The organism is Fibrobacter sp. UWEL, assembly GCF_900142535.1.
Taxonomy (GTDB): Bacteria; Fibrobacterota; Fibrobacteria; order Fibrobacterales; family Fibrobacteraceae; genus Fibrobacter.
Map to the genome: position 1 here is coordinate 74,086 of NZ_FRBE01000003.1, position 25,091 is coordinate 99,176.

The following is a 25,091-nucleotide window of genomic DNA, read 5'->3' on the forward strand; positions in this document are numbered from 1 at the left end:
TTAGTCTTCCACGCAGCGAATGCTGTACATATATTTTTTGTTCATTGAATCGAATCGGGCGTCATCAAAATTTTGCTTGAATACAACAGCGACTGCAGAATATTCGCTATGCTGGGTGGCTGTCCAGAAATAGGCGTCCTTGGTTACGTGAAGGGATGATCCTATTTCGTAGCTTGCGTATCCTGTTGCTGTGACAGTAAAACCGTATTTGTTGGTTGCTCGATTGCTGAAGTATATGGATGCCAAACTGTTGGCCGTTCCTACGGTAGGGTTGTCCTTTTTTACATAGTTGATAAGCTCTGCCCATTCTGTTGAGTCTGGAATGTGCCAGCCTTCAGGGCATACTCCTACGATGGTTTCCTTGATGTCGCAATCCACAAAGGATCCACACCCTTTGCCGATTCCGTCAAAGTTGCCCAGGGAATCTACGACTGCGGCCCAGCTGTATTTGTAATTAAGCTGATAACCTTTGCCATGGTATTCTTCTGCATTGCAGGCGATAGCGGGGTAATCATCGTAACTACGAACGGCGTCTCTGTATGGGTATTGTAAATCCTGGGCCATCCATGTTTGGTTTCCGATTTTGGCTGTCTTGTAAAATTCACCATTTCTTTTATCTATGAAGTAGCTTGTTTTGACTCTTGCTTGGTTGGATGTGTTTTTAACGCATCTGACAGGCCTATTATCGTCTTTGGGTCTCGTGGTAGACGAATAGAATCCCATATCGGCATAAAAAATTGCTAAATAAACATGATTAATCCATTCTTCGGTTGAACTCCAAAAATCGTTGAAGCTACTGGTGCTGGTGAGGTTGAATCCTCGTGCATTCAAACTATCTGTACTACTTAAATTGGTTGCAAAGGCGAGTTCTTTCCATTCATTGATGTTGGGAAGATGCCAACCCTCAGGGCAAACTCCTTGAACTTCTGGTGCGTTGTAACATAAGGTACTATCTCCGCATCCTATGGCGTCTTCACTAAAGAGTCCTGCGGAATCCATAGCGGCTGACCACGTATAGACTACGCTATCTGCGGGACAGTCATCATTGTTAAAGGTTGTGTGTAAGCAACCGTTAAACCCGGTGTGTATTTGCGTGTTAGGGCGGCCTCCAATCGCAGAAGAACTATGGTATTGGAATGTCAGATTTTCTGCCATCCAGGTTTGTGTGCCGATGTTAATAGTCTTGTAGATGTGTCCGTCTCGAGCGTCGGTGAAGGTTCCATACTCACAGTTGTCCACGCTATCTATTACGCAGGGTTCCGCAATCTTTATGCTTGCGGAGTCCAACTCTGGCAGCTCGTATCTTTCAGGGCGTTCCGCGGAAGTGGTGTCCTTAGGAAGTCTTTCGGAAGAATCGCTTTTGACACTGCTGGAGGATTCAACCATCTTGCTGCTGGAGGAGGATTGCGCAGAACTGCTGCTGCCGTTACTGCTAGAGGAATCGTCTTCCTTGCTGCTGGAGGATTCTTCGTTATTGCTGCTGGCCGTCCAAACCCATTCCTTATACTTGCTACTGTATTCGCAGGATAGGATTACGTCATCGGGCTTGTAATAGGCCGTGCTATTCTCATGATCCTTATCGCAAGGTAAACCTTTCATTTCCGATTGGGAATTGAAGAGATAGTCAGCTCCATGAAATTCAGAGCTGGAAACGGTGTCGCCTTCGCTACATGCGGAAAAATAAAGTGCGGTTGCAGCAAGAGCTGCAGCCCAAATGTGCTTTGTCATCAGATCCTCCTACCCAAGGTTGTTTAGATGAACATAATGGTATTCAATTTGGCACGGTACTTCCAAGTCAGCTCGTGCTTGGGGCCTAGAACGCCGAACAAGGTGAGCATGGCCTTCTTGGCTGCTCCATCATTCCATTCCGGGGCTTCCACGTACAGGTTCAGGAATACCTGGAGGGCTTCCTCGAACTGTTCTGCAGCGGCGAGCCCGCAGGCTTCGTGATAGACGATGGCTTCCTTGCCCTGAACATCCTTCTTGGCTGCTTCGGCGTGGAAGTCCAACAGTTCCAGGAGGGATTTTGCTTCCTTGTACTGGTCGTCGGCTTCATTGAACTTCTTGAGAATTTCCTTTGCCTTTTCGGAGTCGCCGATTCCCAGACTTGCCTTTGCCCACAGGAGCATCAACTGCTTGTCTTCGGGCTTCTGCTGGAGGGCTTCGTTCAGCATGGGAAGGGCTTCATCGTAATTTTTCTGGGCGATTGCTTCTTCCAGGGCGGTCATGAAGCGGTTCTCGTCGGAGACGTAGAACTTTTCCAGACGCTTCTTCAGTTCTTCTTCGGGAAGTACACCGGCGATTACATCTGCAATCTGGCCCTTGTCCACGATATGAACTTCGGGAACGGAGCGTACGCGGAATGCCTGGATGAGTTGCATGTTGGCACGGTCATCACAGCTGACCACGCCCAAGGTGAAGTCCATGCTGGTGGAAAGCTGACCCATGAGCTGGGCGTAACCTGCGCAATCGGGATATTCAGCGGAAGAGAAAAGAACGGCTACAGCCCTAGTTTCGGAAGGCTGGGCGATTTCGGTTTCAAAATTTTCGGAAGTAATCTGTACAACTTTTGCCATGGCCTGTAATATAGTAAATAGGGTCTAGGGTTTAGGGGCTAGGGCCGCACAATGCAGGCGCAGACGCCCCTGGATGTTTCGTCTTTTTTGCACTAGGTAATGTTCATCTCCTGCAATCCCTAGTCTCTAATTTCTAGTTTCTAATCTCTATACCCTATCCCCTGTTCCCTAATCTCTACTCTGAAAAAAGTTTCCTATATTGAATCCTATGAGTACATGTTCTTTTTGTAAGGCCGAAGTGACTGAAGTAACCCTGCATCACCTGCAGTTGCGTATTTGCCCTAAGTGCCATTCTGTGTTTTTCCCCTGCGATCAGACCATGGCTTTCCGTGGTGACCTGACGGATAAGTCCCGCGAACTGTGGCTTGCGGCCTTGAAGCGTATGAATGTGCAGGATCCGGTTTGTGAAAATCCTTGCTGTATCGATCACGGGGAACCTCTGGTAGACGGAAAACTTCCCGATTATGGCTTTGACGGCAAGGTGACCACCTGCTGCAAGACTTTCCATATGAAACCCTCCCTCTTTATGGAACTGCTCCAGCGTACTCTGGACAATCCGTTCCAGAATCCGGGCAAGGAAGGCAAACACCACTTCTTCTTCATCAAGTGGTTTGATGCTCTTGTCAATAAGATTATGGGCGAAAAGATGCCGGACGAGGATCCGCTGGACCTGGTACAGTACAACATTCACCTGAAGAAGTTCATCGAGATAGAAGAATAATGACTAAGACTTACACCATATTAGGGATTGTGGTGGCAATCATTCTGGGAGTGTATAACTACCTCCCGGATCAGCGCTTCTTTGACTCGGCTTTTCCGGTGAGTGACGGAATTTCTGTAGAGGCTTACGATGACCAGTATGATGGTGGAACCTCCCAGATTGAATATGCTGCAGGGGATTCTACGCTAGAGTTTAGCTGTACCTTGGGACCGGAAAGTGGCAAGGGCGGCTGGTGTGGCGTTCTTTTCCAGCTGGGTGATGTGGCCAACAAGAAATTCAAGAAGTGGAATTTTGTGGACACGGTTCTTCTGGATATTGAATCGAGTGGAACCAAGGAAATTCTCCTGAAAATCTGGACCTTTGATCCGGATGTGACTCAGCTGGATAAGCCTAATACCTTTAGACTTCTCCTGAAGGAAGTGCCCCTGAAGGGTGGCCGCGAAACCATCGCTATCCCTATGGATGATTTCTACACGCCTGATTTCTGGTTTGATGAATACGGCCAGAAGTCTGCCCGTAACCGCCGCTCGCTGGAATCTTCCGCTCGTCTGGAAATTACCTCCGGTTGGAATCAGCCCCGCGGGCAGAAGTATTCTCTCAAGGTCCATCAGCTGTCTGTGTCGGGCGTAAGCAATCTTTATTTCGGTATTACCTTGGGCTTGATTCTCCTGGTGGTCATTGCCGCCATTGGACTTCGCCATCCCAAGAAAAAAGGCAATGATAATGAAGCGTAAGGTTGTAATTGTCATTGCAACTTGCGTCCTTTTGCTGGTTGTGCTTCTAGCTTTTTTTGCCTTGCAGAAAAAGTTTGGCTTTCGTGAAATGACGATTTTCCCTACGGATACCTATGAAGTATACGCCATGAATGACTCTATTGCGGGTGGATATTCTACTAGCACGATTCATGTGGCGAAAGATGGCTCCGTTACGGCTGATGTGAATATCCGTTCTGGCAAGGCGTATTCCTACGCGGGAATTGGCGTGAACCTATTGTCCGTAAATCATCGTCCTGCAGCAAACTTCTTTGACTTTGATGAGTTTGACTCTGTGGAAGTGAATGTAAGAACGGGACGTATGCAGTCGGTGGAATTTCGTATTTTGAATAACGATCCTGTTTATAGCCGGGCGGGGGCACTGTTGAGCTATCGTCCAAAAACAAAGATTATTCCTGCAAATACGGTAACCAAATTTGCCTTGACGGATCTTAAAACTCCGGAATGGTGGCTTGTGGAGCAAGGCTTGGATAAGGATGATTACCTGTCTTACTTTGATCGAGGCGTCATTCTTGCTGTAGTAAATGGAGAAAAGGTGATGCGAGGCATTCCGGATGAAATAGAACTGAAATCCATTAGGCTTTGGCGTGGAAATGCATCTCGGGAATAAGAAAGGAAAATATGCAAGTGAATAGAATTTGGACCATTGATAAGATTATGCGCCTATTGGGCGTTGTTCTTGGTGCTGTGGCTTTGCTGTGGCTGGTGAATTATCTTAAGGGAGTTCTTTTTCCTTTCTTCGCTGCGTTTTTGCTTGCGTACATTTTAGACCCGCTGGTTGCAAAGTTGCAGGTTAAGGTCAAGCATCGTATTATTGCTGTAATCATCGTTTTGCTTTGCACGCTGAGCGTCGTAGGCGGCTTACTCTGGTTCATTGTCCCAAAAATCGTTGGGGAAATCCAACATTTAGGTGTTCTTGTCTCTCGAATTTTTAGCGACTCCAACTGGGCTAACCGTCTATCGGAATTCGTTCCGGATGAACTCTGGAATTCCTTGAAGAATGACGTTTCCTGGAAGAATATTTCTACCACACTTAAGGAACTGGATATTTGGCAGTCAGCACAATCACTGGCGGGAAAAGTCCTGCCGGGTGCCTGGGGTGTAATTTCCAAGGGTGGTCAAATCTTTGTGTGGATTTCTGGTGCATCCCTGATTTTCATGTATCTGGTGTTTATTATGCTGGACTTGCCCAAACTCCGCAAGGGTGTTCGAGATTTGTTTCCCAAGCGCTTCAAAGGTCGTATTTCTGAATTCGGTTCCGAAGTAGACAAGTTCATGGGTAATTATTTCCGCGCCCAGTCCCTGGTGGCTTTGAGCGTAGGTGTTCTTTACGCTATCGGCTTTGCTATCATAGGGTTACCGATGGGCGTGGCTTTCGGCTTGGTATCTGGTGCCATGAATATGATTCCCTATTTCCAGCTGGCATCTATCCCCGTAGCGCTCCTTCTTGCTGTTGTTTATGCATTGGAATCGGGCATGCCTTTCTGGGAAGTCGCCATCATCGTCTTGCTGGTTTACCTTATCGTACAAGTGATTCAGGACTTCTTCCTTGTGCCGAAAATAGTGGGCTCCTCCATGGATTTGCCTCCTGTTGGAATCCTCCTTTCCCTCTCTATCTGGGGAAAACTCTTGGGATTCCTGGGCCTTATCGTTGCCATTCCCTTTACCTGCATTTGCCTAGTTTACATCAAGAAAATCCAGCAGAAAGCCGATAGTAGCGCCGTTCCAGCGGTGGAGGACGGCTCTAAGGCTTGATTTTATTAGGTTTTTTGAAAATTTTTGTGAAAGATTCAACTTCTTTCTGAAAAAAAAGGTATAATATTGCCATTGAAATTCTAACCTACTCAAAAACTCAAGGAGTTAATAATGAACAAGCAAGAACTCATCGACGCAATCCTCGCCAACAAGGAAGCTGGCATTGAATCCAAGGCTGCTGCTGGCCGCGCTCTCGACGCTGTGCTCGATGCAATCGCTGCTGGTGTTAAGAAGGACGGCAACGTTCAGCTCATCGGTTTCGGTACTTTCGCTGTTAAGGAACGCGCTGCTCGTGAAGGCCGCAATCCTCTGACCGGCGAAAAGATCAAGATCAAGGCTTCCAAGACCGTTGGCTTCAAGGCTGGCGCTGCTCTCAAGGGTTCCGTTGCTGCTAAGAAGGCTGCTCCCAAGGCTGCTCCGAAGGCTGCTGCAAAGCCCGCTAAGAAGGCTGCTAAGAAAAAGTAATTTTTCTTCTAGCTATTCAAAAGCTTAAAAAGAACGCCCGTCGTTGACGGGCGTTCTTTGTTTTGTTATCCTTAGAGAAAAAGGAGAGTCAATAATGATTCGCAAGTTTATCGGTTTAACCCTTCTAGTCTCTGTTCTGTCCATCATCGGCTGCGGTAACAACTCCACAGATGCAAAGGATGAATGCTCTGAAGATCCGCAGTCTCCGGCTTGTGTCAATGCAGAACCGGATCCTGTACCGGCTGAATAGTCCTTAGATTACCTGGACCAGCAATCCCTTAAGGTACTGACCTTCAGGGAATGCGGTATTCACTGGATGGTCTGCGGGCTGTCCAAAGCGTTCGATGATCTGCACTCGCTTATGGGCGTCTGCTGCAGCATCGGCGATAATCTTCTGGAACAAATCCATTTCCATCAGGCCGGAGCAACTAAAGGTTGCCAGCATTCCGCCTTCTGCCAGAAGTTTCATAGCCAACAAGTTGATGTCCTTGTAACCGCGGCAACCTTTCTGAAGGTTGTCCTTGGAGTCTACAAACTTAGGCGGATCCAATACGATAAAGTCAAAGGTTTCTGCCTTGTCGCGGCACTTACGCAGATACTGGAATACGTCTGCTTCCACGTGGGTTGCATGTGCTGTGGAAAGTTTGTTGCGCATGATGCCTTCCTTGGCAAGCTTCAGGGCGTCCTTGGAAACGTCCACCTGGTAAACCTTCTCGCAACCACCGCGAAGAGCGTACAGACCAAAGCCACCTGTATAGCAGAAGCAATTCAAGACTTTCTTTCCCTTTGCCAATTCACCTACGCGACGGCGAGCGTCTCGCTGGTCCAGATAGTAACCTGTCTTATGGCCGTTCTTTACGTCGATGGGGAAGAGAATGCCGTTCTCGTTAATGATGACCGGTTCATCGGGAACTTCGCCATAGACACAACCTGTACGGATGGGGAGACCTTCCTTCTTGCGGACGTCGGAATCGCAGCGTTCATAGATGCCGCGGCAGCCAGTTTTTTCTGCCAGTAGTTCGTAAATAATCTTACGGTTGACTTCTGCACCTGCAGCAAGAATTTCCACAGAGTAGATGTCTGCATACTTATCGATAATGCATCCGGGAATGCCGTCATTTTCCGCATTGATCAAGCGGAAGGCGCTTTCCTTGTCGGCGATGTCAAAACCGCGGCTCTTGCGGGCGGCAATGGCTCGGTCCAGAATGTCGCTAAAGAAATCTCGATCGATGTTTGCCTTTTCGCCAAAGGTCCAGAAACGTCCACGAATCTGGGATTTGGGAGAGTAGGCTGCCAAACCAAGAAAATCGCTATGATAGCTGTAAACTTCTACTACGTCGCCCAACTGGGGGTCGCCGGTAACTTCATCAATGGCGCCACTGAAAATCCAGGGATGGAAACGCAGTGCGGACTTTTCACGGGTTGCTTTCAGGATAATTGCTTTCATGGGATGAAATATAGAAATTGCTTTTTTCTATTTTTAGTCCTAAGATGTTCGAAAGCCTATTTGACAAGTATCCGTTTTTCCGTAAGATTCCTGCAGTCCTCTGCATGGCAATCATTTTTAAGCTATCTTCCATGACGCAGGCGGACCTTCAGGACTTTCCTCATGTTTGGGATAAGCTGGCTCATACTTGTGAATATGCGACTCTGGCGGGCTGTTTTGCTCTGTGGTGGAATCGCGCCAAGTGGTCCTCCCGCCAATGGCTGAGAGTCTTGATCGTGGCGGTGCTGGCTTTGGTTTATGGCTGTACCGATGAATTTCACCAGAGCTTTGTGGATGGTCGTAGCTGCGATCCTATGGACTTGATCGCAGATTTTACTGGCGGTGCTATTGGCGGAATTGTTTATGCCATTGTTTGCAAAATCCTCAATCGCTTTGATCCGCTGCCCGCAAAAGAAAATGCGCCGGACGAATCCGACGCAGAAGATCTTGAAAAAGAGAATTAGAAATTTCCTAGCAAGATGATTTCCCGCTGTAGCTGAATGTTGAATTTTTCAGCTACAGTTTTTTGTACGTACTCGCTGAGCGTCTTGATGTCGTTTGCGGTGGCGCCACCTGCATTGACGATAAAGTTGGCGTGGACGGTACTGACTTCGGCGCCACCTATGCGGAATCCCTTGAGCCCGCTTTGTTCGATGTAATAACCAGGGGCAATCTGCTGGGGCATTTCTGCGGAACCGACGGGAAGTCGCTTGAAGGTGGAACCTGCGTTGGGCATATTCAGCGGTTGGCTAGCCTTACGCTTAGCCATGCATTCCTGCATTTCCGTTTCCAGCGTGTAGCTGTCCTTGCCTGATACTTCTGCAGGCTCCAATTGGAATGTTGCAGATAAAATAATTTCTGCGGTTTCAATTTTTTTCGCTAGACCTTGGTACAGGCTGGTTCTATAACCGAAGTCACATTCTGCGGCAGGACGTACGTGATGGTTCCCATTGCGGTCTATACTTTCAACTTCCACACAGGTCTGACAGATTTCCTGACCGTATGCACCCGCATTCATATAGATGGCTCCGCCCAGAGTTCCCGGGATGCCTGCCAGCTTGTGGATTCCTGCGAAGCCCATCTTGATGGACTTGCGGGCGAATGCTCCTAGAGAAATCCCTGCGCCCACCTTGAACTTTCCGTTTCCTAGTTCTTCTACTTCGGAAAAGGGCTTGCCCAAGGTGATGATGCCGCCCTCGAACCCAGTGTCGGCAACCAGAAGGTTGGTGCCGTTGCCTACCACATAATGAGGAAGGTGCTGGTCGGCAAGCATTTTGAGTGCTTCCAGAATTTCTTCTGAGGAATCAACCTTGATGAAATATCTAGCGGGGCCGCCTACCTTGAAGGAGGTGTGGTTGCACATAGGTTCGTTTTCGAGAATTTTCATAGCCAAAATGTAACAATAAAAGGAATGAAAAATGAAATGTGAAAGATGAAAAATGAAAAAGCTTTTTGTTATACTTGTGGTACGCAAGATGACTAACGAAGAATTGAAACAGTTTAAGTCCGCAATTTCCATTACGGCGGTGGCCCAGTCCCTGGGCGTGGAAGTGAGTCACGGCAAGTGCCGTTGCTTTTTCCCGCAGCGCCATACCCATGGGGATCGCACGCCTTCTGTTTCCATATCTGAAGAGTACGGCAGTTTCCGCTGCTGGGTCTGCGACGATGTTCGTGGTGATGTAATCTCCCTTGTTCAGCTCTTGAAGGATTGTTCTTTCACAGAGGCGCTGGACTGGCTTATGGAACAATATCCGGTTCTTGTCCCCGCCAATGCGAAACGTCCTGTGGTGTCTCAGAAAACACCTGCAGTTTCCAGAGGACCTATTAATACAAAACTCGTTGCCCCTGTGGTAATTGCTCCTTCTGAAGATGTGATGCCGGAAACCGAGGAAAAAGAACTGATTTCCGAGGACGAAAGAAAGAAATTGATTCTTTCATTCTTGAAACGTCTTAGTCCGGTGGATAACACTCCCGCGGCTGCGTGGCTCATGCGTCGTCGCATTTATAAGCCTATCTGGGACAAGATGCTTCTGCGAACGATTACGGACTATAGTGCATTGAACAAGAGCCTTCGGGATGAGTTCGGTGTGGAAGTTTTGCAGCATGTAGGCCTCTTTAATGAAAAGGGCAATCTCCGTTATTACAAGCACCCTTTGATTTTTCCTTACCTGGATACGGGCCGCCGTTCCTTCTATTTCCAGGCAAGGGCTCTGGATAAGGATACCAAACCTAAGGAACTGTGCCTGAAGGGGACTGTTCCTTACCCCTACAATATGTCTGCGCTGGACCAGAAACCTGGCTGGATTTACTTATGTGAAGGTGTAGTAGATACCTTGACGATGATTGGTCAGAAGATTAATGCCGTAGGTATTCCTGGAGTTCGTTCCTTCAAGGTGAGTTGGTTGCCTCTCTTTAAGAACAAGAACGTTGTGCTGTGCCTGGATCATGATGAGGCGGGGCGCAGTGGTATGGAATATATTGGAAACCTGTTCAACCAGAATGGCATTCGCACTGTAATCCTGGGGGAGGGTATGGAAAACCTTCCTACCGCCATGAAAGAGGGACAGGATGTGAATGAATGGTTTGGTGGCCGCAAATAGTTGCTATATTTTCAGCGTCTAAAATTCAACTGTCTAAAAAAGGACAATAACAATGGCAAAGAAAGAATCCAAGAAGAAGGTCGTTCTCGCTTATAGCGGTGGCCTCGATACCTCCATCATTATTCCTTGGCTCAAGGAAAACTACGATTGCGAAGTGATCGCTTTCGCCGCTGACCTGGGTCAGAACGATTTCCCGGATGCTAAGGCTCTGGAACAGAAGGCTCTCGCTACTGGCGCTTCCAAGTGCTACGTCCTGGACCTCAAGAAGGAATTCCTCGAAGACTACGTATGGCCCACCGTCCGCGCTGGTGCCAAGTACGAAAGCACCTACCTCCTGGGTACCTCTTTCGCTCGTCCTCTTATCGCTAAGTACCAGGTTAAGATCGCTGAAAAGGAAGGCGCATACGCTGTTTCCCATGGCGCAACTGGTAAGGGTAACGACCAGGTCCGTTTCGAACTGACCTATGCCGCTCTCAACCCGAAGCTCGAAATCATCGCTCCGTGGAAGGACCCCAAGTGGAACATCCACAGCCGCGAAGACGCTATTGACTACGCTGCAGCCCGCAAGATTCCTCTGAACGGCATCAGCAAGAAGAAGATCTACTCCGAAGACGGCAACCTGTGGCACCTCTCTCACGAAGGTGGCATCCTGGAAGAACCGGATAAGGAACACAAGTACGATATGCTCAAGCATACCGCTACCTACGAAAAGGCTCCCAACAAGCCCGCTCACGTGACCATCGGTTTCGAAAAGGGTACTCCGGTTTCCATCAACGGCAAGAAGATGGGCGCAGTTGAACTCCTGGAAGCTCTCAACAAGATCGGTGGTGAAAACGCTTGCGGTCTCCTGGACATCGTTGAAAACCGTCTCGTTGGCCTCAAGAGCCGCGGCGTGTACGAAACTCCGGGTGGCACCCTCCTGTACAAGGCTCACGAATGCCTGGAACAGCTGGTTCTCGACAAGGAAACCTTGTTCGAAGCTCAGAAGATGTCTATGACCTATGCAAACCTGGTCTACAATGGTCAGTGGTTCACTCCGCTCCGTCAGGCTATGGACGCATTTTTCGACGAAGTTAACAGCGTCGTTACCGGTGAAGTCACCCTCAAGCTCTATAAGGGTAACATCATTCCGGCTGGCATCAAGAGCCCGAACTCCCTGTACGACATGGACCTCGGTGGCTTCTCTGACGTCGAAATGTACGACCAGAAGGATGCAACTGGCTTCATCCGTTGCTTCGGCCTGCCCCTCAAGACTCGCGCTCTCTTGCTCGGCAAGAAGACCAACGTGAAGTTCGGCAAGGAAGTCAAGCTCCCTAATAAGTAGCAAGGGAAACCCCAGGGTTTCCCCTGGACCCTTTCCTAGAAGCTAAAAAAGGTCGCGGTTATGCCGCGGCCTTTTTCTGTTTTTGTTCGATAGATTTAGAATTCTATCATATATCCTGTTCCCCAAAGGATGTTGGGGGCATCATGGTCCAGGAATTGATAGGCGGGGACGCTAATTTGTGTGTAAAACCCGTAGACATGGGTCCACAGTTCTAGAGATACGTCCAGGTTTTCCTTGTAGTTGTATCCGTAGAGGTAATGTCCATTGTTGGCGTCGTTAAAAGCCTGGTGAATTTTGTTGGGGGCTTTGGCAAAGTCGTAGCCGCCACCTACACCGACATCAAAGTTGAAGGGTAGATTTCCAAAGAACGTCCACAGTAGGCTTCCTCGAATGCCGCACCAGAAATCGTTAGGGCCACTTTGGTATCCAAGACCTTGAATCTTGACGGTTAAATCCTTGTAGCCGACACTCCCGACCAGCACGACGGGGGTTGTATTCCTAATTCCTGCTCCAAATCCGAAACGCCAATCTCCCGCATGGCTGGAGACTGTGAAACTAATCACTAGGGCGAGCAAAAGGATGCTTTTTGAACGGATAAAATTCATCGCACACAAATATAATCAAATATTTATCCTATCTTTAAACCCAAATCACGGGCCTGAATGTCGGGCCGCTACAAAAGGAACAAAAATGAAGTTGAAATCATTCTTGATGTCTTGTGTTGCTGCATGCGCTTTTGCAGCTCCCGCTATGGCCGAAGGTGGCATGTTCGAAGGTGCTCTTCCTGAAAACATGAAGGCAGACGTAGTCGCCGCTGTAAAGTATAACTACTATAACTTCAGCAACTGGCAGCAGGATGGTACCTCCAACTATACTTGGTTGGTTACCTTTGATGCAGATTTGCAGAACCAGTGGAAGGTTGCCAACTGGCGTAACCTCATTGACTTCGACCTGGGTCAGACTTGGACCAAGGGTCTCGGCAAGCGTAAGTCTTCCGACCGTATCTTCTGGGAATCCATGCTGGACTTCAACATGACTGAAGTTCTTAAGCCCTATGTCGGTAACCGTTTTGAAACTCAGATGATTGCTGGTTATAAGTACAGCGAAGACGAAGACGGCAACGAAGTGAAGACTGCTATTTCCAGCTTCATGGACCCTGCATACGAAACACAGGTTGCAGGTCTTGCTTACATTCCTAATGATATGTTCAGTCAGCGTATCGGTTTTGCAAACCGTATGACCATTTCTGATGGTTATGGCTATGCTGACGATCATGGCGCAGAAAAGATTGCTCGTGGTGATCGCAAGCATCTTAAGACCGTCAAGGATGAACCGGGTCTGGAATCCGTTACCGAATTCAAGTACGCTTTCTCCGACATCGTAAGCTTCAAGAGCCGTCTGTGGGCTTTCGTGAACTTCGAAGGTGTTGAAGAAATCGATGGCCGCTGGGAAAACCTGCTGACCGTAAGCATCGCTCCGCTGGTCGAACTCCAGGTCGGTTACGACATGGCATACGATCTGGATCAGGATACCGATACTCAGTACAAGACCATGGTGCTGTTCGGCCTGACTTGGAAGATGTTCTAAGTTAACGCGTCTTTACGTATAACGTAAATAACCTGCAGGTAGTCCCGCAGGTTATTTTTTATTTCTGAATATTTAGGAGATCGTCTTCCCACTGATCCCTGGTTTTGCGGAGCGCTTCCAGTGATTTATCGTCCGCGGCGCTTTCGTCTCGTATTTGAATGAGCTTACGGTATCCGTCCAGGAGTTTTTCCGCTTTGGGGTAGGTGGGGGAGAGCTCTTCCAGAGCTTTCTCGATGGCTTCGTCCGAATAGAGGCGGGATATTCCTTCTAGACTGCGGGTGATGAAGGTTTCCTTGTCTCCGGCTTGTAGGGCCTCTCGGGCTTCCTCAAATTCCAGGGGCTCCATCTGGTCCATGAATCGGGATTCCTGGGCATAAAGTTCGTCGTCTTCGACTAGGGCGTCCTTTCGTTTGGATAATTCCAGCTGGATTTTCATGTAGGAACGGTACGGTTCCATATCTAAGTCGAGGTTTCTTTCGAAAATGAACCTTTTTAGGTTTTGAAAATTGCGCTCAGTAGGGTTGTTTAGAAGACATTCCTTCAAAACAGCCAGCTGATCCTTGGGGGGAAGGTTCTTAAAATGTTGATTTTGGGTTCCTGCGGCCTTAATTCTCAACCAGAAAACCCTCAGGAGAACCAAAACAATAGCGATGGTGAATAGAGTTGATGCGGACATAATGCCACATTTTAGAAAAATAGGGGCGAAAATCCATGTTTTTTGTCACGCAAATGTTGTAAAACCCTTTTTTACATAGATTTTTCCAATTTAGATTTTCATGTTTAGCCCAAAATGGAGTATATTTAGGTTCGGATATTTGAACCTGTGTACAGGTGGAGATTGGAATTATGAAGAAGACAGCTAAGCGAATTGTACTTTCTGCAGTGTTGCTCAGTCTGGCAGGGGTGGTCCCCTCTCAGGCAATCGTTGCAGAAAATCAGCGTGAACTGGATATTATTGTTCGTGACTTTCCGGTAACTCATCCGGACTTTGAAAACTTCCAGGAAGAAGCTTACAATAGTATAGCTAACGGCTCCAAAAACAGAGATATTGGTGATTTGACAACTTGGCATTCGTCCTATACGACTGATACCGAGTGGATGAAGCGTCGCAGCCAACCTGATGTTTACGGTTGTGGTAATACTCAGTCTCCGTCTCTTGGTATTGCAATTGGTACTCTCGGTTATCCTAAGGACTTGGCTTCTGAGACTGGCTCAAAGTCCACGGTTCCGGACTATGTCGCTGCTCTTGCCCTCCCGGCAAACACTCCCCAGGGCTATGCCTGGTACGGTGAATTTTCCAACTGCCAGCCGGACACCAAGCTGAATCCCCTTGGCCTGAAGGTGATGCGTGGCTTGGTGGCGGATCTTTGTTCCGATGATTCCGACTCTTGGGCTAAGAATATGGCCGATAAGAGCAAGCAGTGCACCAAGACTTGTAAGACTCATGGATGGTCCCAGATTGTGTATATCACTCCGGGCATGGTGAAGGAGGCTTTGTATTTCCCGAAGGATGCAGAAGGAAATCTGGACATGTATTCTCCGACCATTCTTAAGAATCGCGATGCTTGCGATAATGGACTTTTTGAACAGTGGTATGCAGACTCTGTTGCTGGAACAAAGATCGAAGGTATCGCTCATAAGCGTACCAATACGACTTTGATTTTGGATCAGGACCCCACTGATTCCAAGTACTTTGAAATTGATAAGAACTGGAATAACGGTGGTTACTTCCCTCTGGATTCTATTTCTGACGATGGTAAGTTTACCTGGATGGGTTCCAAGCCGCAGTACCCGAACCAGTTCGGTGCTCAGTCCCTGTCCATTTTCTGCCCTCCCTATCAGTACCAGTGGGCTTCTACCCAGACTGACTTCATGGGCGATAATACCGCTAAGCTTTGTAATGCTTGGATTGCTGCCGGTGGTCCTAAGAATGGTGACGCTGCACAGGCTGCCACCTTGTCTGATCCGACCTTGGGACAGCGCCATCTCCGTAACTATGGCTTTACCATGATGGGCTATGCTGCCTTTAAGTACAAGAAGGGTGCTGGCGAAGTCTTTAAGTTCACCGGTGATGATGACATGTGGATTTATGTGGATGGCGTCCTGGTTGTGGATCTGGGTGGTACTCACCTTGCTGCTGCTGGTACTGCAAACATGGACTACCTGGCTGCAAATAGTCACGGCTGCCACTTTGGTGATCCCTTGGCAGATTCTTGTGCAACTAAGATTGACGCTGCAGGTGTCTGGAAGGACGAATCCTGGCATCACATTCACTTCTTCTATGCTGACCGCCAGACCGATGGTTCCAATCTCCGTATCCGCAGCTCCTTGTCCGAACTGGCTCCGTCCCGTTATGGTCAGCCCGCTGCAAACAACGTGTCTGTGAAGAACGAAACTAGAGAAGATGGCACTACCTACCAGGCTGTCAGCATGTTGCTGAATACTGAACTGGATATGGAAACATATCAGAATATTGCCATGAAAGGCGCCACCCAGCCTGCTATTATCGTGATGCGTACGGAAAAGGATGCTAGCGGTAATACCGTAACCAAGACTTATGGCTTCTACATTGAATCTATTTCTGGTCCGGAAAATAAGGGCGCCAAGGGTCAGCTCTATCAGATGAACGGCACCTTGAAGGATGCTGCTGGTAATGTTGTGGAAACCGGAATTCTGGGTTCTGACTTGATTGCCTTTAACTTCCCGCTGGAAAAGTACTCTGAAATTGCAAATGACGATGAACTGAAGGGTGCTTACGTTTCCGCCGTGGGTGCAGAAACATGGGCAGAACTTCTTCAGTGGGCATCTAAGATGAGCTTTGAAGTCAAGTCCACTTCTGGTAAGGCTGTGGTTGGTTTCCCGGATACACCTACTGGTGATGACTGGGCAATTGTGCAATTCATTCCGTCTGGTAATAAGACTCTTGCTCCTGTGGATACTACCATTACCCGTCCGGACTTTGCTGAATCTCAGCAGAAACTCCAGGATATGGCTGGTTCCGGAGAACTGTCCAACGAATTTACAGCTGATTTGATCTTGACTCCGCTGCCCACTACTGTAGGTAAGGGTGACCCGACCAAGATGAGTGACGAAGAATACAAGCAGTATGGTTCTTCTGATCCTGCTGTAACTACAGCAACTAACCGTACTTCTGTGGTGGGTGGTAATCCGGGTAATCCTGGTGAATCCAATGGCCTCTGTTTCTCTCAGAATGGCGTTGAAAGCTGCACCAACTTCAGTAAGGTGATTTCTGGTCCTAGCCGCATCAGTGTTCGTGTGTTTGATAACATGGGTCACTTCGTGAGCCAGTATCAGATGACTATTACCGAAGAAATGTTGCGTAATGCTTTGGGCAAGACGAATAAGCAATGCTACAATAATGGTGTTGCTAATGATGTGTACGGCGATACGGGTTACTTGCTCCTGTCTGCCAAGATGTATCCGGTGTCTCAGAATGGCCGCATGCTGGCAACTGGCCCCTACATCTATCAGGTGACTGTCGTTGAAGAAAAGTACGCCTCTTGCGTGGTTTCTAACGGCTCTCCCCAGTGGCTGCCCATTGACTACTCTCGTACTGCAGAAACCTACGTACGTGGCTATCGTCGCCTCAACAAGTAATTCTACGAGATAGAGTTTGAAAAAGACCTTCCGAAAGGAAGGTCTTTTTTATATGATATGAGATGTAGAGGGCGGGGCTTTATTGCTAGATGACTTCGGCGATGAGGGCGAAGGGTTCTGCGGCGGTAATACGGACGTTTAGGCGGATGCCTGGGGCGTATTGGGCTTCGTCGGTTACCTGGATGGCTACGGGGCGGTAAGCGTCGTTACGGGCGATGAGGGTGCCTTTGCGGTAGCCTGACTTCTCTACGGTGACGGATTCGGTTTGACCGATCCAGCGGGCGTTATTCTGCTGGGCGATTTCCTGGAATGCGGCTGCGAGCTCTGCGGAACGCTTGTGCTTAATCTCGTCGGGGACGGGATTGGTCATGCGGGCTGCGGGAGTGCCTGGCCTGCTGACGAAACGGGTGATATTGCAGACGGTTGGGCGAGTTTCCCGAAGGATGCTCATGGTATCTGCAAAGTCCTGATCTGTTTCCCCAGGGAAGCCTACAATGAGGTCTGTACTGAGAGTGAACAGCGGGAAGCGCTTGTTGAATTCATTGGCCAGGTCGGCGTAATCTCGGGCGGAGTGCTTGCGGTTCATGTCCTGAAGGGTATGTTCGCTTCCGCTCTGGACCGGCAGGTGGATGAACTTGTACACCCTGGGATCGCTGAAGCAATCCATGAGGGCGTCCTTGTAACGCAGGATATGGCGGGGATTGCCCATCCCCAGGCGCATGCGGTAATCTCCGGGGACTTCCGCTAGAATTTTCTGGACTAATTCCGCCAGATTGCGGGGGCCTGCGGGATTTGCCTGCTGATCCGAGGTCTCCTCAAGGTCAAATCCATAGCACCCGCAGTCCTGACCGGTGAGCTGGATTTCATGGCAACCGTCGGCCACCAGCTTGGCAACCTGCTGTACGATTTCCTTGGCGGGATAGCTCTGGAGGCGTCCCTTTACAAGACGGGTGGAGCAATAGCTACAGGCGTCCAGACATCCGCTCTCGATGTTGACGATACCCACCAGAGGGGACTCGCGGAGAACGGCGGAATCCTTCGCTATGTTTTTTTTCATCTCTTGCGGAACAATTTCACGGGTCAGTTCCTTGATGTCCGTAAAGACGATTCTCGAGGTGATGCGGAGCGCTTCTTCGCGAAAGTCCTTGGGAGCGCATCCGGTAATGAAAATCTTGGCGTCGGGGGCGTTGTCAATGGCCTGGCGCAATAGCTTGATGGCTCCTGCGTTACCCTTGACGGTGCATACGTTTAGGACATAGGCCGCGGGCTTGGATTCGCTAGTGAGGGGTTGGCCGAACTTGACGTCGTATTCGTCTTGGAAGACGCGGGCGATTTTTTCGCCTTCGCCAAAGTTGGCGGCGCAACCTTGGCTAATGATCCGAAGTTCTGGCTTGAGATTTTCCATGTTAACGCTGGAACTTTTCCAGGGTGATTCCCTGGTAGTAGTGGGTCAGGATTTCTTCGTAGGACTGACCGTCCTTGGCGCGGGCTCGAACGCCCATCTGGCACATGCCTACACCGTGGCCAAAGCCTGTGCCGGTAAGCTTCCAGGAACTGCCTTCCCGCTTGATGGTAAAGAAGGATGAGGGGAGGATGGAACCTCCCTTCTTGAAGAGCCAGCGGGTGCGATCGGTCAGCACTTCCATTTCGCCCTTGTCCGTCTTGACGATGAGGGTGAGAATGCGGCCGCTTTTCAATTTATCCTTGATGGAAATGTTCTTGATTTTCTTGATGTCACTGGGCTTGAAACCGCTGAACTTTGCCTTGGCTTCGTTGGCGTTGGACTTGACCATTTCCAGAATTTCTTTATCTGTAAAGTTTCGTTCCCACTTGGTATAGCTGGATTCCTTGCAGTAGGGAGTCCCGTTTTTCATCAAGTCCGATGTACTTTTCAGGTAGGGGAGGTCGGGGCGGTTCCAGGTGGCCAGCGTTTCCGTGACGCCGCCGCAAGTGGAGTGATAATAGGCGATGATGAAATCGTTGTTGTACATCATGACGACACCTGCGGTTGCCTTTACCGCCTGATCTGTAAGGACTGTGGCACTTTCTAGACCTTTGTAGACTTGGTCCTTGGTGTCGGCGTAGACGTCAAAGCCCATGGCTTCGCGGCTGTTAAAGTGCTTGTAGGCGTAAGTACGTGCGGCCACTGCCTGTGCCTTCAGGGCTTCAATGCGGGAGGTGTCTAGACGGCCTATTTCGTAGGGGACGACTCCTCGCAGGTAATCTTCTACGTCTACGATGTTGATGGCGTCCAGCTTGCCGTTGTTTGCCCTAAATGCCATGACTCCGGGGTAACATGCCTGCTTTAGACTTTTAGTGTCGGGAGCAACTGCTAGACAGGTTCCGTCTTCGTTGCTGAATTCCCGAGTGTCCATTTCCATGGAGTGGCTGCCGCTGGAAAGCTTGATGTTCTTGCCTGCGGGAGTGATCTTGATGGTTTCACCAGCGTAGTTGAGGTACAGTTCCTTGACGCCTACAAAGACGCCTACTCGGAGGGGACGATCCAGATTTTCCGGGATGGCCTCTGCCTGAACCTTGGCGGATTCGTTCTCGACGACAATCTCCGCCTTCTTTTCCGTTACTGGCGCCTGGATTTCTGCGGGGCTGGGTGCCGGGGCTACAGGTGTAGCAACGGGCTTAAACGTTTCGGGGGCGGGCTCCTTGGCTACGGTTGCCTTGGGTGGCTCGGGAGCTGGTTCTGTAGTGCTAGTTGCTTCGATGGGCTTGAAGTTCTGGGGATTGGGTTCAAATTCCGGCAGCTCGAAGTCATCGTCAGATGCAGAAAAAGCCTGGGCTCCCGTAAGGGTGGGCCACAGGCTCAAAAGAAGAGTACAGAGGAATGTCCATCGACGATTCAACGGCGTCCCCTGTATGTTTTTAGCGCTTGCCTTTCAGCTTGGTCTGGGTGTCCTTAGCCATCTTCTTCAGCTTGGACTGGTTCATGGTGCGGTCTGCAGTGGAAATCTTGTCCACGAACAGGTCGCCGCTGAGGTGATCCACTTCGTGCTGGATGCAGCGACCGAAAAGGCCGTCGCAATTATGGATTTCCTGAGCTTCACCGTTGATGTCGAAGAAACGGACGCAAACCTTGTCCGGACGGTTCACGTTGCAGAAAATGTCGGGGACGGAAAGGCAGCCTTCGTCATATTCCACAACCTTTGCATCAGGTTCTGCTTCCCATTCGGGATTGAACATGATGTAGGGGCGGGGATCCTCCTCGCCGGGAACTGCGGTGTCAATGACGACCAGGCGAATGTTCTTGCCAATCTGGGGGGCAGCGAGGCCGCAACCCGGAGCGTCGTACATGGTTTCCAGCATGTCACGAGCCAGCTGGCGCAGTTCAGGAGTGATTTCGGTAATGGGTTCGCACTTCTTGCGGAGAACCGGATCACCGTAAATTCGGATGGGGAGGATTGCCATAAATACCCTGCCTTAGATTACTTCTTTTCTTCGGTCTTTGCTTCTGCCGGCTTGGCTTCTGCGTTGAGCACGCGGAGAACTGCGGCCTTTTCAAAGTCGATGAGGGTGGTGGAACCGGTGCGGACGGTAATGACGGTGGAGGTTTCGTCGATGTTGGTTACAACACCGATGATGCCTGCTGCGGTCATGACCTTGTCACCCTTCTTGAGGGACTTGCGCATAGCTTCCTGCTGCTTCATTTCCTTGTTCTTGGGGCGGATGAAGAAGAGCCACATGACAACGAAGAGGAGGATGATGGGCATCATGCCACCCAGCATGCTGGGCTGTTCCTGTTCGGCTGCGGGGGCTGCTGCTTCGGTTGCAGTTGCGGTTGCTGCGGGAGCATCCTGCTGGGCTGCTGCTGCCAGAGAGCCTTCTGCTGCAGGTGCGGCAGAGAGAGTGGGTGCTGCGGGTGCTGCTGCGGGAGCGGCTTCGCCTTCAGCAAAAGTGAATGCAGCTGCGGTGAGGAGAGCGGCAAGGAACAACTTGATCTTCATTTTTAAACCTTTGGTTTAAGGGGTGAAATTTAACTGACGCAAATTTAGAAAATTATTCAACCAGCTTCTTGTCCAGCAGAGGGAAGATGCGGTTCAGTTCCATCAAATCGATGATGTGGTCCAGGTCTCCGGAGAAGGAGTGGATGGATTCAATGGATGTTGTGGCTTCGATAGGCGCCGTGGCGGAACAGGTAAGAATTTTTTTGTCCAGCAGGGGCATGATATTTCTCATGGTGAGGGTCATGCCGAAGGTTACCTTCTTGGCAATGGCAACGAGGTTTGCTGAGGAGACGACGCAGGTTCCGTTGTTGAGGGGCTCCGTACTTTCCTGGGCGGCCTTGATAACTGCCTTCAGGACCATCTGTTCGGTGATGGAAAGAATGTTGGGAGAGGTTTCCTTTTTCAGAGCCCTATGGAGAATTGCCTTGTAGAGCATTTCCACCACATTGCAGTTCTTGATCCTGACGGTGGTGGATTGGAGCTTCAGCAGGTCCATTTCCTGTAAAATCTGGAGAAGTTCCTTGGTAATGTCTACAGGAAGATTGGCGAGATGTCCCATCTTCTCGGTTAGTACAGATAAACTAACTTCTGCTTCCTGACGGCCTTTAGCGGTTGTGGACAGGAGGTAGAGAATGGAGGGAAGGGAACGAACTTTAAGACTCTTACGGAAATCCCCTTCGGCAATGCGTGATCGCTGGGAAAGGAACTGGACGATGGATCCAATCCAGGAGGGTTCCTGCTGAAGGGCGTCCTTTAGGGTCTGGCCCTCAATTATCTGGATTTCGCAATCGGACTGGGCACTGATGGTTTCCGCAATGGGACTGTTTTCCACCAGGCAGAATTCGCCTACGATGGAGCCGGGACCGTAAACATTCTTGGCGCCTGTCTGGAGGGAGGTTCCTTCCAGGAAACCCTTCTTGACAATATAGAGGGCGTTGATGAATTCCCCTTCACGGCAGATGATTTCGCGAGATGCGTACTGCATTAGAGAACCCCCTTGATGTTTGTTTCAAAGAGGAGCGCCAAGTAGGTCTTTGCCAGACTGTTGATGTGGATCGCAAAATTGCCGTCCCCGCAGTCACTGAAACATCCGATGTTCTTTAGGATGAGCCAGTCGGAGAGGGTTGCCTCAGGTACATTTTCGGACAGGAACTTTACCCAGCTGGCTCCTTCACGAGGGCCGCTGCCGGATTTTCTCGCCAACAGTTCGATAAGCTTTCTCTGGATCTTACTTAAGGTGTAAGGCGGGAAGGGAATTTCCTTGCTGCGGGCTGCCTGATAGTCCACGTAAGTTTCCAGCAGGCGTGTGTCCGGAATCTTGCAACATTCCTTGTTGTCTATGGACTTGATTTCAATAAAGTGGCGTCGGGCAAGGCCTTTGAATGCCTGGATAATCTCTACGGCGCGAAGTCTGGACAGGAAGGTATATTCCAGAAGGAGATCCTGGAGGGGGAGGTATTCCTTGGAGGGTTTATGGCTCAGGAATTCTGCCAGGCTGAGAAGCTCGTTTTCAATGTTACTCTTCTGGCTGGCAAGCTTTAAGTCGCGGGTTCTGGAACCGAAGGATCGAATCGTTGCAAGGAGCCATAGGGGCAGTCGCTTCAGTTCTGATTCCATGCATTCTTCGTTAATGATAGTAACGTCTGAATCCCGGCTGGCTACCAGCTGGTACTTGAAACGTTCACGTTCCAGGAGGGATGCTACTCCAACCAAGTCTCCCGGATGCATGGTAAAGACGATTTTATGGGGGCTGTCCTTTTCGCGAGCTTCGAGTTCCCCGTCATTCAGGATGACTATGCAACGTTCTTCGCTGTCCGGTGCATAAACAACAAATCCCGCCTTCACGCGCATTTGCGTGGGCGGGACTAGTTGCTGTCGGGAATCCGCCATATTCATGGTGTCGGATATCCGCTAAAACGCAGTAGATTACTGACGTTCGTCGATACGAGCAGCCTTACCGCGGAGGTCGCGCATGTAGTAGATGCGAGCCTGACGGACCTTACCCGGGCGATCCAGGAGGATGGAGGCGATACGGGGGCTGTTTACCGGGAAGATACGTTCAACAGCGACGTTGCTGGACATCTTACGAACGGTGATAGTCTTGGAAATGCCAGAGTTCTTGACCTGGATGATGACGCCCTTGAACGGCTGGATACGTTCCTTGGTGCCTTCAATAACCTTAACGTTCACGGTGACGGTGTCGCCAGCGCGGAATTCGGGAAGGTCGGTCTTCACGTTTTCATTCTGGAGTGCTTCGATATTCAGGGACATAATGTACCTCGTTAATTATTTGATGCCAAATTTAGTATCTCTTTCGAGATTTTTAAAGATGTCTGGGCGCCTTTCTTCCGTTCTTTTTAACGATTCCTGGCGCCTCCAGGCTGCAATGTTCTTGTGATGGCCCGAGAGAAGCACATCTGGAACCTTTTTTCCTTCAAAAACTTCTGGACGAGTGTAGACCGGCCAGCCAAGTACGCCCTGGGCAAAGGAATCGGTATCACCGGATTCGCGGTTGCCAAGTGCGCCGTCGATAAGGCGGACTACTGCGTCTGTTACCAGCATGGCGGGCAATTCACCACCACTGACAACGAAGTCACCTATGGAGATTTCAAGATCCACTTCGGACTGGCGGATGCGGTCGTCGATGCCCTTGTAGTGCCCGCAGATGAGGACCAGGTGACTTTCCTTGGAAAGTTCTGCTGCCATCTTGTGGGTGAAGGGCACGCCGTCAGCGGTCAAATAAATGACCTTGCCGCCATCTTCCTTGACGCCAGTGCTACGAATAGCTGCTGCCAGGGGTTCCGGTCGGATGACCATGCCCGGCTCGCCGCCGTAGGGGACGTCGTCTACCTGACCATAATCGTTAATGGCGAAGTCTCGCAGGTAGACAGTGTTGAATTCCATAAGTCCCTTATTCTGGGCCCTACCCATGATAGATGTCTTCATGGGGGTGAACATTTCCGGAAAAATGGTAATGCAGTCAATTTTCATCACTGAACTACTTTTCCCCCGGGCACATACTCTTGAGGTAGTCTGCGCCGCAGGTAATGCTCTCGCCTTCTTCGTCGATTTCCAAAATGCAGTCGTCGACCCAAGGTGCCAGAATAGGCTTAGCGGAAAATTCTTTCTGGTACTCCAGATCAAACTTGATCTGGAAGGCATAGACGGTGGGGAGCTCTTGAACCTCAATGACCTCGCCAACTTCTCTGCCATCTTCCAGTTTGACACGGAATCCAGCCAGGTCGTCAATGTAGTACTCGCCCTCGGGGGCGGGAATGCGCTCGGATTCAGGAATCATCAAGTCGCCATTGACAAAGTGGGTAATGGATTCGGGGGTGTCGTACCCCTTGAATTTAAGCAACCACAGGTCATTTGCCAGCCTGGAATCTTCCACCGTCAGTTTAACCAGTTCGCTATTGGTCTTTTTTAGCATCACATCCGTAAGCTTCTCGTGACGAGTTAAGTCGTGAGTCAGAGGCATCGCCTTGATGTAGCCCTTGACGCCATGAGTGCGCATGAGCTGACAGACGGTGATATACTCTTCTTGTGCTTCGGATTCAGACATTAAAGACGTGGGTGGGAATCTGACTACAGTAAACTAAAAAGCGGATACTGTATATGGAAGGTGGTTACAAAGGGGTCGGAACCTTTCGATCCCGTTTAAAAAAGCCTCGCGCAGTGATGCACGAGGTTCTTTTAAAAAGCTTGGATTAAGCTTCTGCAGGTGCTTCTGCGGGAGCTTCAGCAGCGGCAGCAGCTTCTGCTTCTGCAGCAGCCTTAGCAGCCTTTTCAGCTTCGATCTTGGCGAGAGCCTTAGGACCGAGCTTTGCCTTCTTTTCCTTAGCAGCCTTGGGAGCAGCAACCTTACCATCGATGGAGCGACCAGCGCGGAGTTCGTGGAAGAGTTCCATGATGCCAGCCTGCTTCAGGAGGCTACGAACGGTGTCGGACGGCTGTGCGCCGGTAACGAGCCACTTGAGAGCCTTTTCCTGATCGAACTTGATTTCGGGGGTCTTGGTGTTGGGGTTGTAGAAACCGACCTGTTCGATAAAGCTATCGTCGCGTGCCTTACGGCTGTCGATAACGACTACGCGGTAGATCGGGTTGTGACGCTTACCAAAGCGAGAAAGACGGATAGCGGTTGCCATTTTTGGACCTCTTTTTATTGTTTTGAACGTTTAAGCCCTATACAGGACCTTTTTTTAACTGTCGCCAAATATAGCAACAAGA

At 49.7% G+C, this 25,091-nt stretch carries 27 protein-coding genes; 11 read left to right on the forward strand and 16 right to left on the reverse strand.

From position 1 onward, the window contains the following. Positions 1–1,728: an FISUMP domain-containing protein gene (locus BUB59_RS03060; protein WP_073225519.1), complete on the reverse strand. Its 1,728-nt coding sequence runs from the start codon at positions 1,726–1,728 to the stop codon at positions 1–3. Between the two features lie 23 nt (positions 1,729–1,751). After that, positions 1,752–2,576, reverse strand: a complete 825-nt coding sequence (locus BUB59_RS03065) for a tetratricopeptide repeat protein (protein WP_073225521.1) — start codon at positions 2,574–2,576, stop codon at positions 1,752–1,754. A gap of 208 nt (positions 2,577–2,784) precedes the next feature. Here BUB59_RS03065 and BUB59_RS03070 point away from each other — a divergent pair, with 208 nt between their 5' ends. The 6 genes from BUB59_RS03070 to BUB59_RS15315 all read left to right on the forward strand — a co-directional run bounded on the left by BUB59_RS03070 (position 2,785) and on the right by BUB59_RS15315 (position 6,540). Beyond that, positions 2,785–3,297: a hypothetical protein gene (locus tag BUB59_RS03070; protein ID WP_073225523.1), complete on the forward strand. Its 513-nt coding sequence runs from the start codon at positions 2,785–2,787 to the stop codon at positions 3,295–3,297. Continuing rightward, complete coding sequence (locus BUB59_RS03075) at positions 3,297–4,031, forward strand: hypothetical protein (RefSeq protein ID WP_073225525.1); 735 nt, start codon at positions 3,297–3,299, stop codon at positions 4,029–4,031. Before BUB59_RS03070 ends, BUB59_RS03075 begins: the two co-directional genes overlap by 1 nt. Then, positions 4,021–4,680 (forward strand): hypothetical protein, encoded by a 660-nt coding sequence (locus tag BUB59_RS03080; protein ID WP_073225527.1) that lies wholly within the window; start codon positions 4,021–4,023, stop codon positions 4,678–4,680. The genes BUB59_RS03075 and BUB59_RS03080 overlap by 11 nt, the downstream gene beginning before the upstream one ends. A gap of 11 nt (positions 4,681–4,691) precedes the next feature. Next, a complete protein-coding gene (locus BUB59_RS03085) occupies positions 4,692–5,825 on the forward strand; it encodes an AI-2E family transporter (RefSeq protein ID WP_234979911.1) in 1,134 nt (377 codons plus the stop codon). 111 nt (positions 5,826–5,936) lie between these two features. Continuing rightward, on the forward strand, positions 5,937–6,290 hold the full coding sequence (locus tag BUB59_RS03090) for an HU family DNA-binding protein (protein WP_073225529.1): 354 nt from the start codon (positions 5,937–5,939) through the stop codon (positions 6,288–6,290). 94 nt (positions 6,291–6,384) lie between these two features. After that, positions 6,385–6,540, forward strand: a complete 156-nt coding sequence (locus tag BUB59_RS15315) for a hypothetical protein (protein ID WP_159433317.1) — start codon at positions 6,385–6,387, stop codon at positions 6,538–6,540. 3 nt (positions 6,541–6,543) lie between these two features. Here BUB59_RS15315 and BUB59_RS03095 read toward each other — a convergent pair whose 3' ends face one another. Further along, positions 6,544–7,737, reverse strand: coding sequence for a class I SAM-dependent rRNA methyltransferase (locus BUB59_RS03095; RefSeq protein WP_073225531.1), 1,194 nt, complete (start codon positions 7,735–7,737; stop codon positions 6,544–6,546). 44 nt (positions 7,738–7,781) lie between these two features. On the opposite strand from BUB59_RS03095, the gene BUB59_RS03100 reads away from it, so the two are divergent. Continuing rightward, positions 7,782–8,240, forward strand: a complete 459-nt coding sequence (locus BUB59_RS03100) for a VanZ family protein (protein ID WP_073225533.1) — start codon at positions 7,782–7,784, stop codon at positions 8,238–8,240. On the opposite strand, the gene murB is transcribed toward BUB59_RS03100, so the two are convergent. Next, positions 8,237–9,163 (reverse strand): UDP-N-acetylmuramate dehydrogenase, encoded by a 927-nt coding sequence (murB, locus tag BUB59_RS03105; RefSeq protein ID WP_073225535.1) that lies wholly within the window; start codon positions 9,161–9,163, stop codon positions 8,237–8,239. The two genes, BUB59_RS03100 and murB, sit on opposite strands and share 4 nt — an antisense overlap. A 52-nt stretch (positions 9,164–9,215) precedes the next feature. Between murB and BUB59_RS03110 the strand changes: the two genes are divergently transcribed. Both BUB59_RS03110 and BUB59_RS03115 read left to right on the forward strand, forming a co-directional pair. Next, positions 9,216–10,376, forward strand: coding sequence for a toprim domain-containing protein (locus BUB59_RS03110; protein WP_234979912.1), 1,161 nt, complete (start codon positions 9,216–9,218; stop codon positions 10,374–10,376). A 52-nt stretch (positions 10,377–10,428) separates the two neighbouring features. Continuing rightward, positions 10,429–11,700, forward strand: a complete 1,272-nt coding sequence (locus tag BUB59_RS03115) for an argininosuccinate synthase (RefSeq protein ID WP_073225537.1) — start codon at positions 10,429–10,431, stop codon at positions 11,698–11,700. A 95-nt stretch (positions 11,701–11,795) separates the two neighbouring features. Here the strand turns inward: BUB59_RS03115 and BUB59_RS03120 are convergent, their stop codons facing one another. Beyond that, on the reverse strand, positions 11,796–12,305 hold the full coding sequence (locus BUB59_RS03120; RefSeq protein WP_073225539.1) for a hypothetical protein: 510 nt from the start codon (positions 12,303–12,305) through the stop codon (positions 11,796–11,798). Positions 12,306–12,390: 85 nt separating this feature from the next. On the opposite strand from BUB59_RS03120, the gene BUB59_RS03125 reads away from it, so the two are divergent. After that, on the forward strand, positions 12,391–13,287 hold the full coding sequence (locus BUB59_RS03125) for a DUF3078 domain-containing protein (RefSeq protein WP_073225542.1): 897 nt from the start codon (positions 12,391–12,393) through the stop codon (positions 13,285–13,287). 58 nt (positions 13,288–13,345) lie between these two features. Here the strand turns inward: BUB59_RS03125 and BUB59_RS15130 are convergent, their stop codons facing one another. Beyond that, positions 13,346–13,744, reverse strand: coding sequence for a hypothetical protein (locus tag BUB59_RS15130; protein WP_143160205.1), 399 nt, complete (start codon positions 13,742–13,744; stop codon positions 13,346–13,348). A 389-nt stretch (positions 13,745–14,133) separates the two neighbouring features. Here BUB59_RS15130 and BUB59_RS03135 point away from each other — a divergent pair, with 389 nt between their 5' ends. Next, complete coding sequence (locus BUB59_RS03135) at positions 14,134–16,905, forward strand: fibro-slime domain-containing protein (protein ID WP_073225545.1); 2,772 nt, start codon at positions 14,134–14,136, stop codon at positions 16,903–16,905. An 85-nt stretch (positions 16,906–16,990) separates the two neighbouring features. Here the strand turns inward: BUB59_RS03135 and BUB59_RS03140 are convergent, their stop codons facing one another. The 10 genes from BUB59_RS03140 to rpsP all read right to left on the reverse strand — a co-directional run bounded on the left by BUB59_RS03140 (position 16,991) and on the right by rpsP (position 25,009). Continuing rightward, a complete protein-coding gene (locus BUB59_RS03140) occupies positions 16,991–18,310 on the reverse strand; it encodes a tRNA (N(6)-L-threonylcarbamoyladenosine(37)-C(2))-methylthiotransferase (protein ID WP_073225547.1) in 1,320 nt (439 codons plus the stop codon). A 1-nt stretch (position 18,311) separates the two neighbouring features. After that, positions 18,312–19,763, reverse strand: a complete 1,452-nt coding sequence (locus tag BUB59_RS03145; RefSeq protein WP_143160206.1) for a SpoIID/LytB domain-containing protein — start codon at positions 19,761–19,763, stop codon at positions 18,312–18,314. A gap of 19 nt (positions 19,764–19,782) precedes the next feature. Then, a complete protein-coding gene (gene def, locus BUB59_RS03150; RefSeq protein ID WP_073225551.1) occupies positions 19,783–20,325 on the reverse strand; it encodes a peptide deformylase in 543 nt (180 codons plus the stop codon). A gap of 17 nt (positions 20,326–20,342) precedes the next feature. Continuing rightward, a complete protein-coding gene (gene yajC, locus BUB59_RS14950; RefSeq protein ID WP_083540148.1) occupies positions 20,343–20,861 on the reverse strand; it encodes a preprotein translocase subunit YajC in 519 nt (172 codons plus the stop codon). 52 nt (positions 20,862–20,913) lie between these two features. After that, positions 20,914–21,846, reverse strand: a complete 933-nt coding sequence (locus BUB59_RS03160) for a Crp/Fnr family transcriptional regulator (protein ID WP_073225553.1) — start codon at positions 21,844–21,846, stop codon at positions 20,914–20,916. Next, positions 21,846–22,757, reverse strand: a complete 912-nt coding sequence (locus BUB59_RS03165) for a cyclic nucleotide-binding domain-containing protein (RefSeq protein WP_083540149.1) — start codon at positions 22,755–22,757, stop codon at positions 21,846–21,848. Before BUB59_RS03165 ends, BUB59_RS03160 begins: the two co-directional genes overlap by 1 nt. A gap of 30 nt (positions 22,758–22,787) precedes the next feature. Further along, a complete protein-coding gene (gene rplS / locus BUB59_RS03170) occupies positions 22,788–23,132 on the reverse strand; it encodes a 50S ribosomal protein L19 (protein WP_073225557.1) in 345 nt (114 codons plus the stop codon). A 15-nt stretch (positions 23,133–23,147) separates the two neighbouring features. Further along, positions 23,148–23,852: a tRNA (guanosine(37)-N1)-methyltransferase TrmD gene (gene trmD, locus BUB59_RS03175; RefSeq protein WP_073225559.1), complete on the reverse strand. Its 705-nt coding sequence runs from the start codon at positions 23,850–23,852 to the stop codon at positions 23,148–23,150. A gap of 7 nt (positions 23,853–23,859) precedes the next feature. Beyond that, a complete protein-coding gene (rimM, locus tag BUB59_RS03180; RefSeq protein WP_073225561.1) occupies positions 23,860–24,426 on the reverse strand; it encodes a ribosome maturation factor RimM in 567 nt (188 codons plus the stop codon). Between the two features lie 145 nt (positions 24,427–24,571). Beyond that, on the reverse strand, positions 24,572–25,009 hold the full coding sequence (gene rpsP, locus BUB59_RS15690; RefSeq protein WP_073225563.1) for a 30S ribosomal protein S16: 438 nt from the start codon (positions 25,007–25,009) through the stop codon (positions 24,572–24,574). Positions 25,010–25,091 lie beyond the last annotated feature (82 nt).

Excerpts from the sequence above, each read along its gene's own strand:
- BUB59_RS03060 (WP_073225519.1), bottom strand. The coding sequence starts at position 1,728 with ATGACAAAGCACATTTGGGCTGCAGCTCTTGCTGCAACCGCACTTTAT.
- BUB59_RS03065 (WP_073225521.1), bottom strand. The coding sequence starts at position 2,576 with ATGGCAAAAGTTGTACAGATTACTTCCGAAAATTTTGAAACCGAAATC.
- BUB59_RS03070 (WP_073225523.1), top strand. The coding sequence starts at position 2,785 with ATGAGTACATGTTCTTTTTGTAAGGCCGAAGTGACTGAAGTAACCCTG.
- BUB59_RS03075 (WP_073225525.1), top strand. The coding sequence starts at position 3,297 with ATGACTAAGACTTACACCATATTAGGGATTGTGGTGGCAATCATTCTG.
- BUB59_RS03080 (WP_073225527.1), top strand. The coding sequence starts at position 4,021 with ATGAAGCGTAAGGTTGTAATTGTCATTGCAACTTGCGTCCTTTTGCTG.
- BUB59_RS03085 (WP_234979911.1), top strand. The coding sequence starts at position 4,692 with ATGCAAGTGAATAGAATTTGGACCATTGATAAGATTATGCGCCTATTG.
- BUB59_RS03090 (WP_073225529.1), top strand. The coding sequence starts at position 5,937 with ATGAACAAGCAAGAACTCATCGACGCAATCCTCGCCAACAAGGAAGCT.
- BUB59_RS15315 (WP_159433317.1), top strand. The coding sequence starts at position 6,385 with ATGATTCGCAAGTTTATCGGTTTAACCCTTCTAGTCTCTGTTCTGTCC.
- BUB59_RS03095 (WP_073225531.1), bottom strand. The coding sequence starts at position 7,737 with ATGAAAGCAATTATCCTGAAAGCAACCCGTGAAAAGTCCGCACTGCGT.
- BUB59_RS03100 (WP_073225533.1), top strand. The coding sequence starts at position 7,782 with ATGTTCGAAAGCCTATTTGACAAGTATCCGTTTTTCCGTAAGATTCCT.
- murB (WP_073225535.1), bottom strand. The coding sequence starts at position 9,163 with ATGAAAATTCTCGAAAACGAACCTATGTGCAACCACACCTCCTTCAAG.
- BUB59_RS03110 (WP_234979912.1), top strand. The coding sequence starts at position 9,216 with ATGAAAAAGCTTTTTGTTATACTTGTGGTACGCAAGATGACTAACGAA.
- BUB59_RS03115 (WP_073225537.1), top strand. The coding sequence starts at position 10,429 with ATGGCAAAGAAAGAATCCAAGAAGAAGGTCGTTCTCGCTTATAGCGGT.
- BUB59_RS03120 (WP_073225539.1), bottom strand. The coding sequence starts at position 12,305 with ATGAATTTTATCCGTTCAAAAAGCATCCTTTTGCTCGCCCTAGTGATT.
- BUB59_RS03125 (WP_073225542.1), top strand. The coding sequence starts at position 12,391 with ATGAAGTTGAAATCATTCTTGATGTCTTGTGTTGCTGCATGCGCTTTT.
- BUB59_RS15130 (WP_143160205.1), bottom strand. The coding sequence starts at position 13,744 with ATGGAACCGTACCGTTCCTACATGAAAATCCAGCTGGAATTATCCAAA.
- BUB59_RS03135 (WP_073225545.1), top strand. The coding sequence starts at position 14,134 with ATGAAGAAGACAGCTAAGCGAATTGTACTTTCTGCAGTGTTGCTCAGT.
- BUB59_RS03140 (WP_073225547.1), bottom strand. The coding sequence starts at position 18,310 with ATGGAAAATCTCAAGCCAGAACTTCGGATCATTAGCCAAGGTTGCGCC.
- def (WP_073225551.1), bottom strand. The coding sequence starts at position 20,325 with ATGGCAATCCTCCCCATCCGAATTTACGGTGATCCGGTTCTCCGCAAG.
- yajC (WP_083540148.1), bottom strand. The coding sequence starts at position 20,861 with ATGAAGATCAAGTTGTTCCTTGCCGCTCTCCTCACCGCAGCTGCATTC.
- BUB59_RS03160 (WP_073225553.1), bottom strand. The coding sequence starts at position 21,846 with ATGCAGTACGCATCTCGCGAAATCATCTGCCGTGAAGGGGAATTCATC.
- BUB59_RS03165 (WP_083540149.1), bottom strand. The coding sequence starts at position 22,757 with ATGAATATGGCGGATTCCCGACAGCAACTAGTCCCGCCCACGCAAATG.
- rplS (WP_073225557.1), bottom strand. The coding sequence starts at position 23,132 with ATGTCCCTGAATATCGAAGCACTCCAGAATGAAAACGTGAAGACCGAC.
- trmD (WP_073225559.1), bottom strand. The coding sequence starts at position 23,852 with ATGAAAATTGACTGCATTACCATTTTTCCGGAAATGTTCACCCCCATG.
- rimM (WP_073225561.1), bottom strand. The coding sequence starts at position 24,426 with ATGTCTGAATCCGAAGCACAAGAAGAGTATATCACCGTCTGTCAGCTC.
- rpsP (WP_073225563.1), bottom strand. The coding sequence starts at position 25,009 with ATGGCAACCGCTATCCGTCTTTCTCGCTTTGGTAAGCGTCACAACCCG.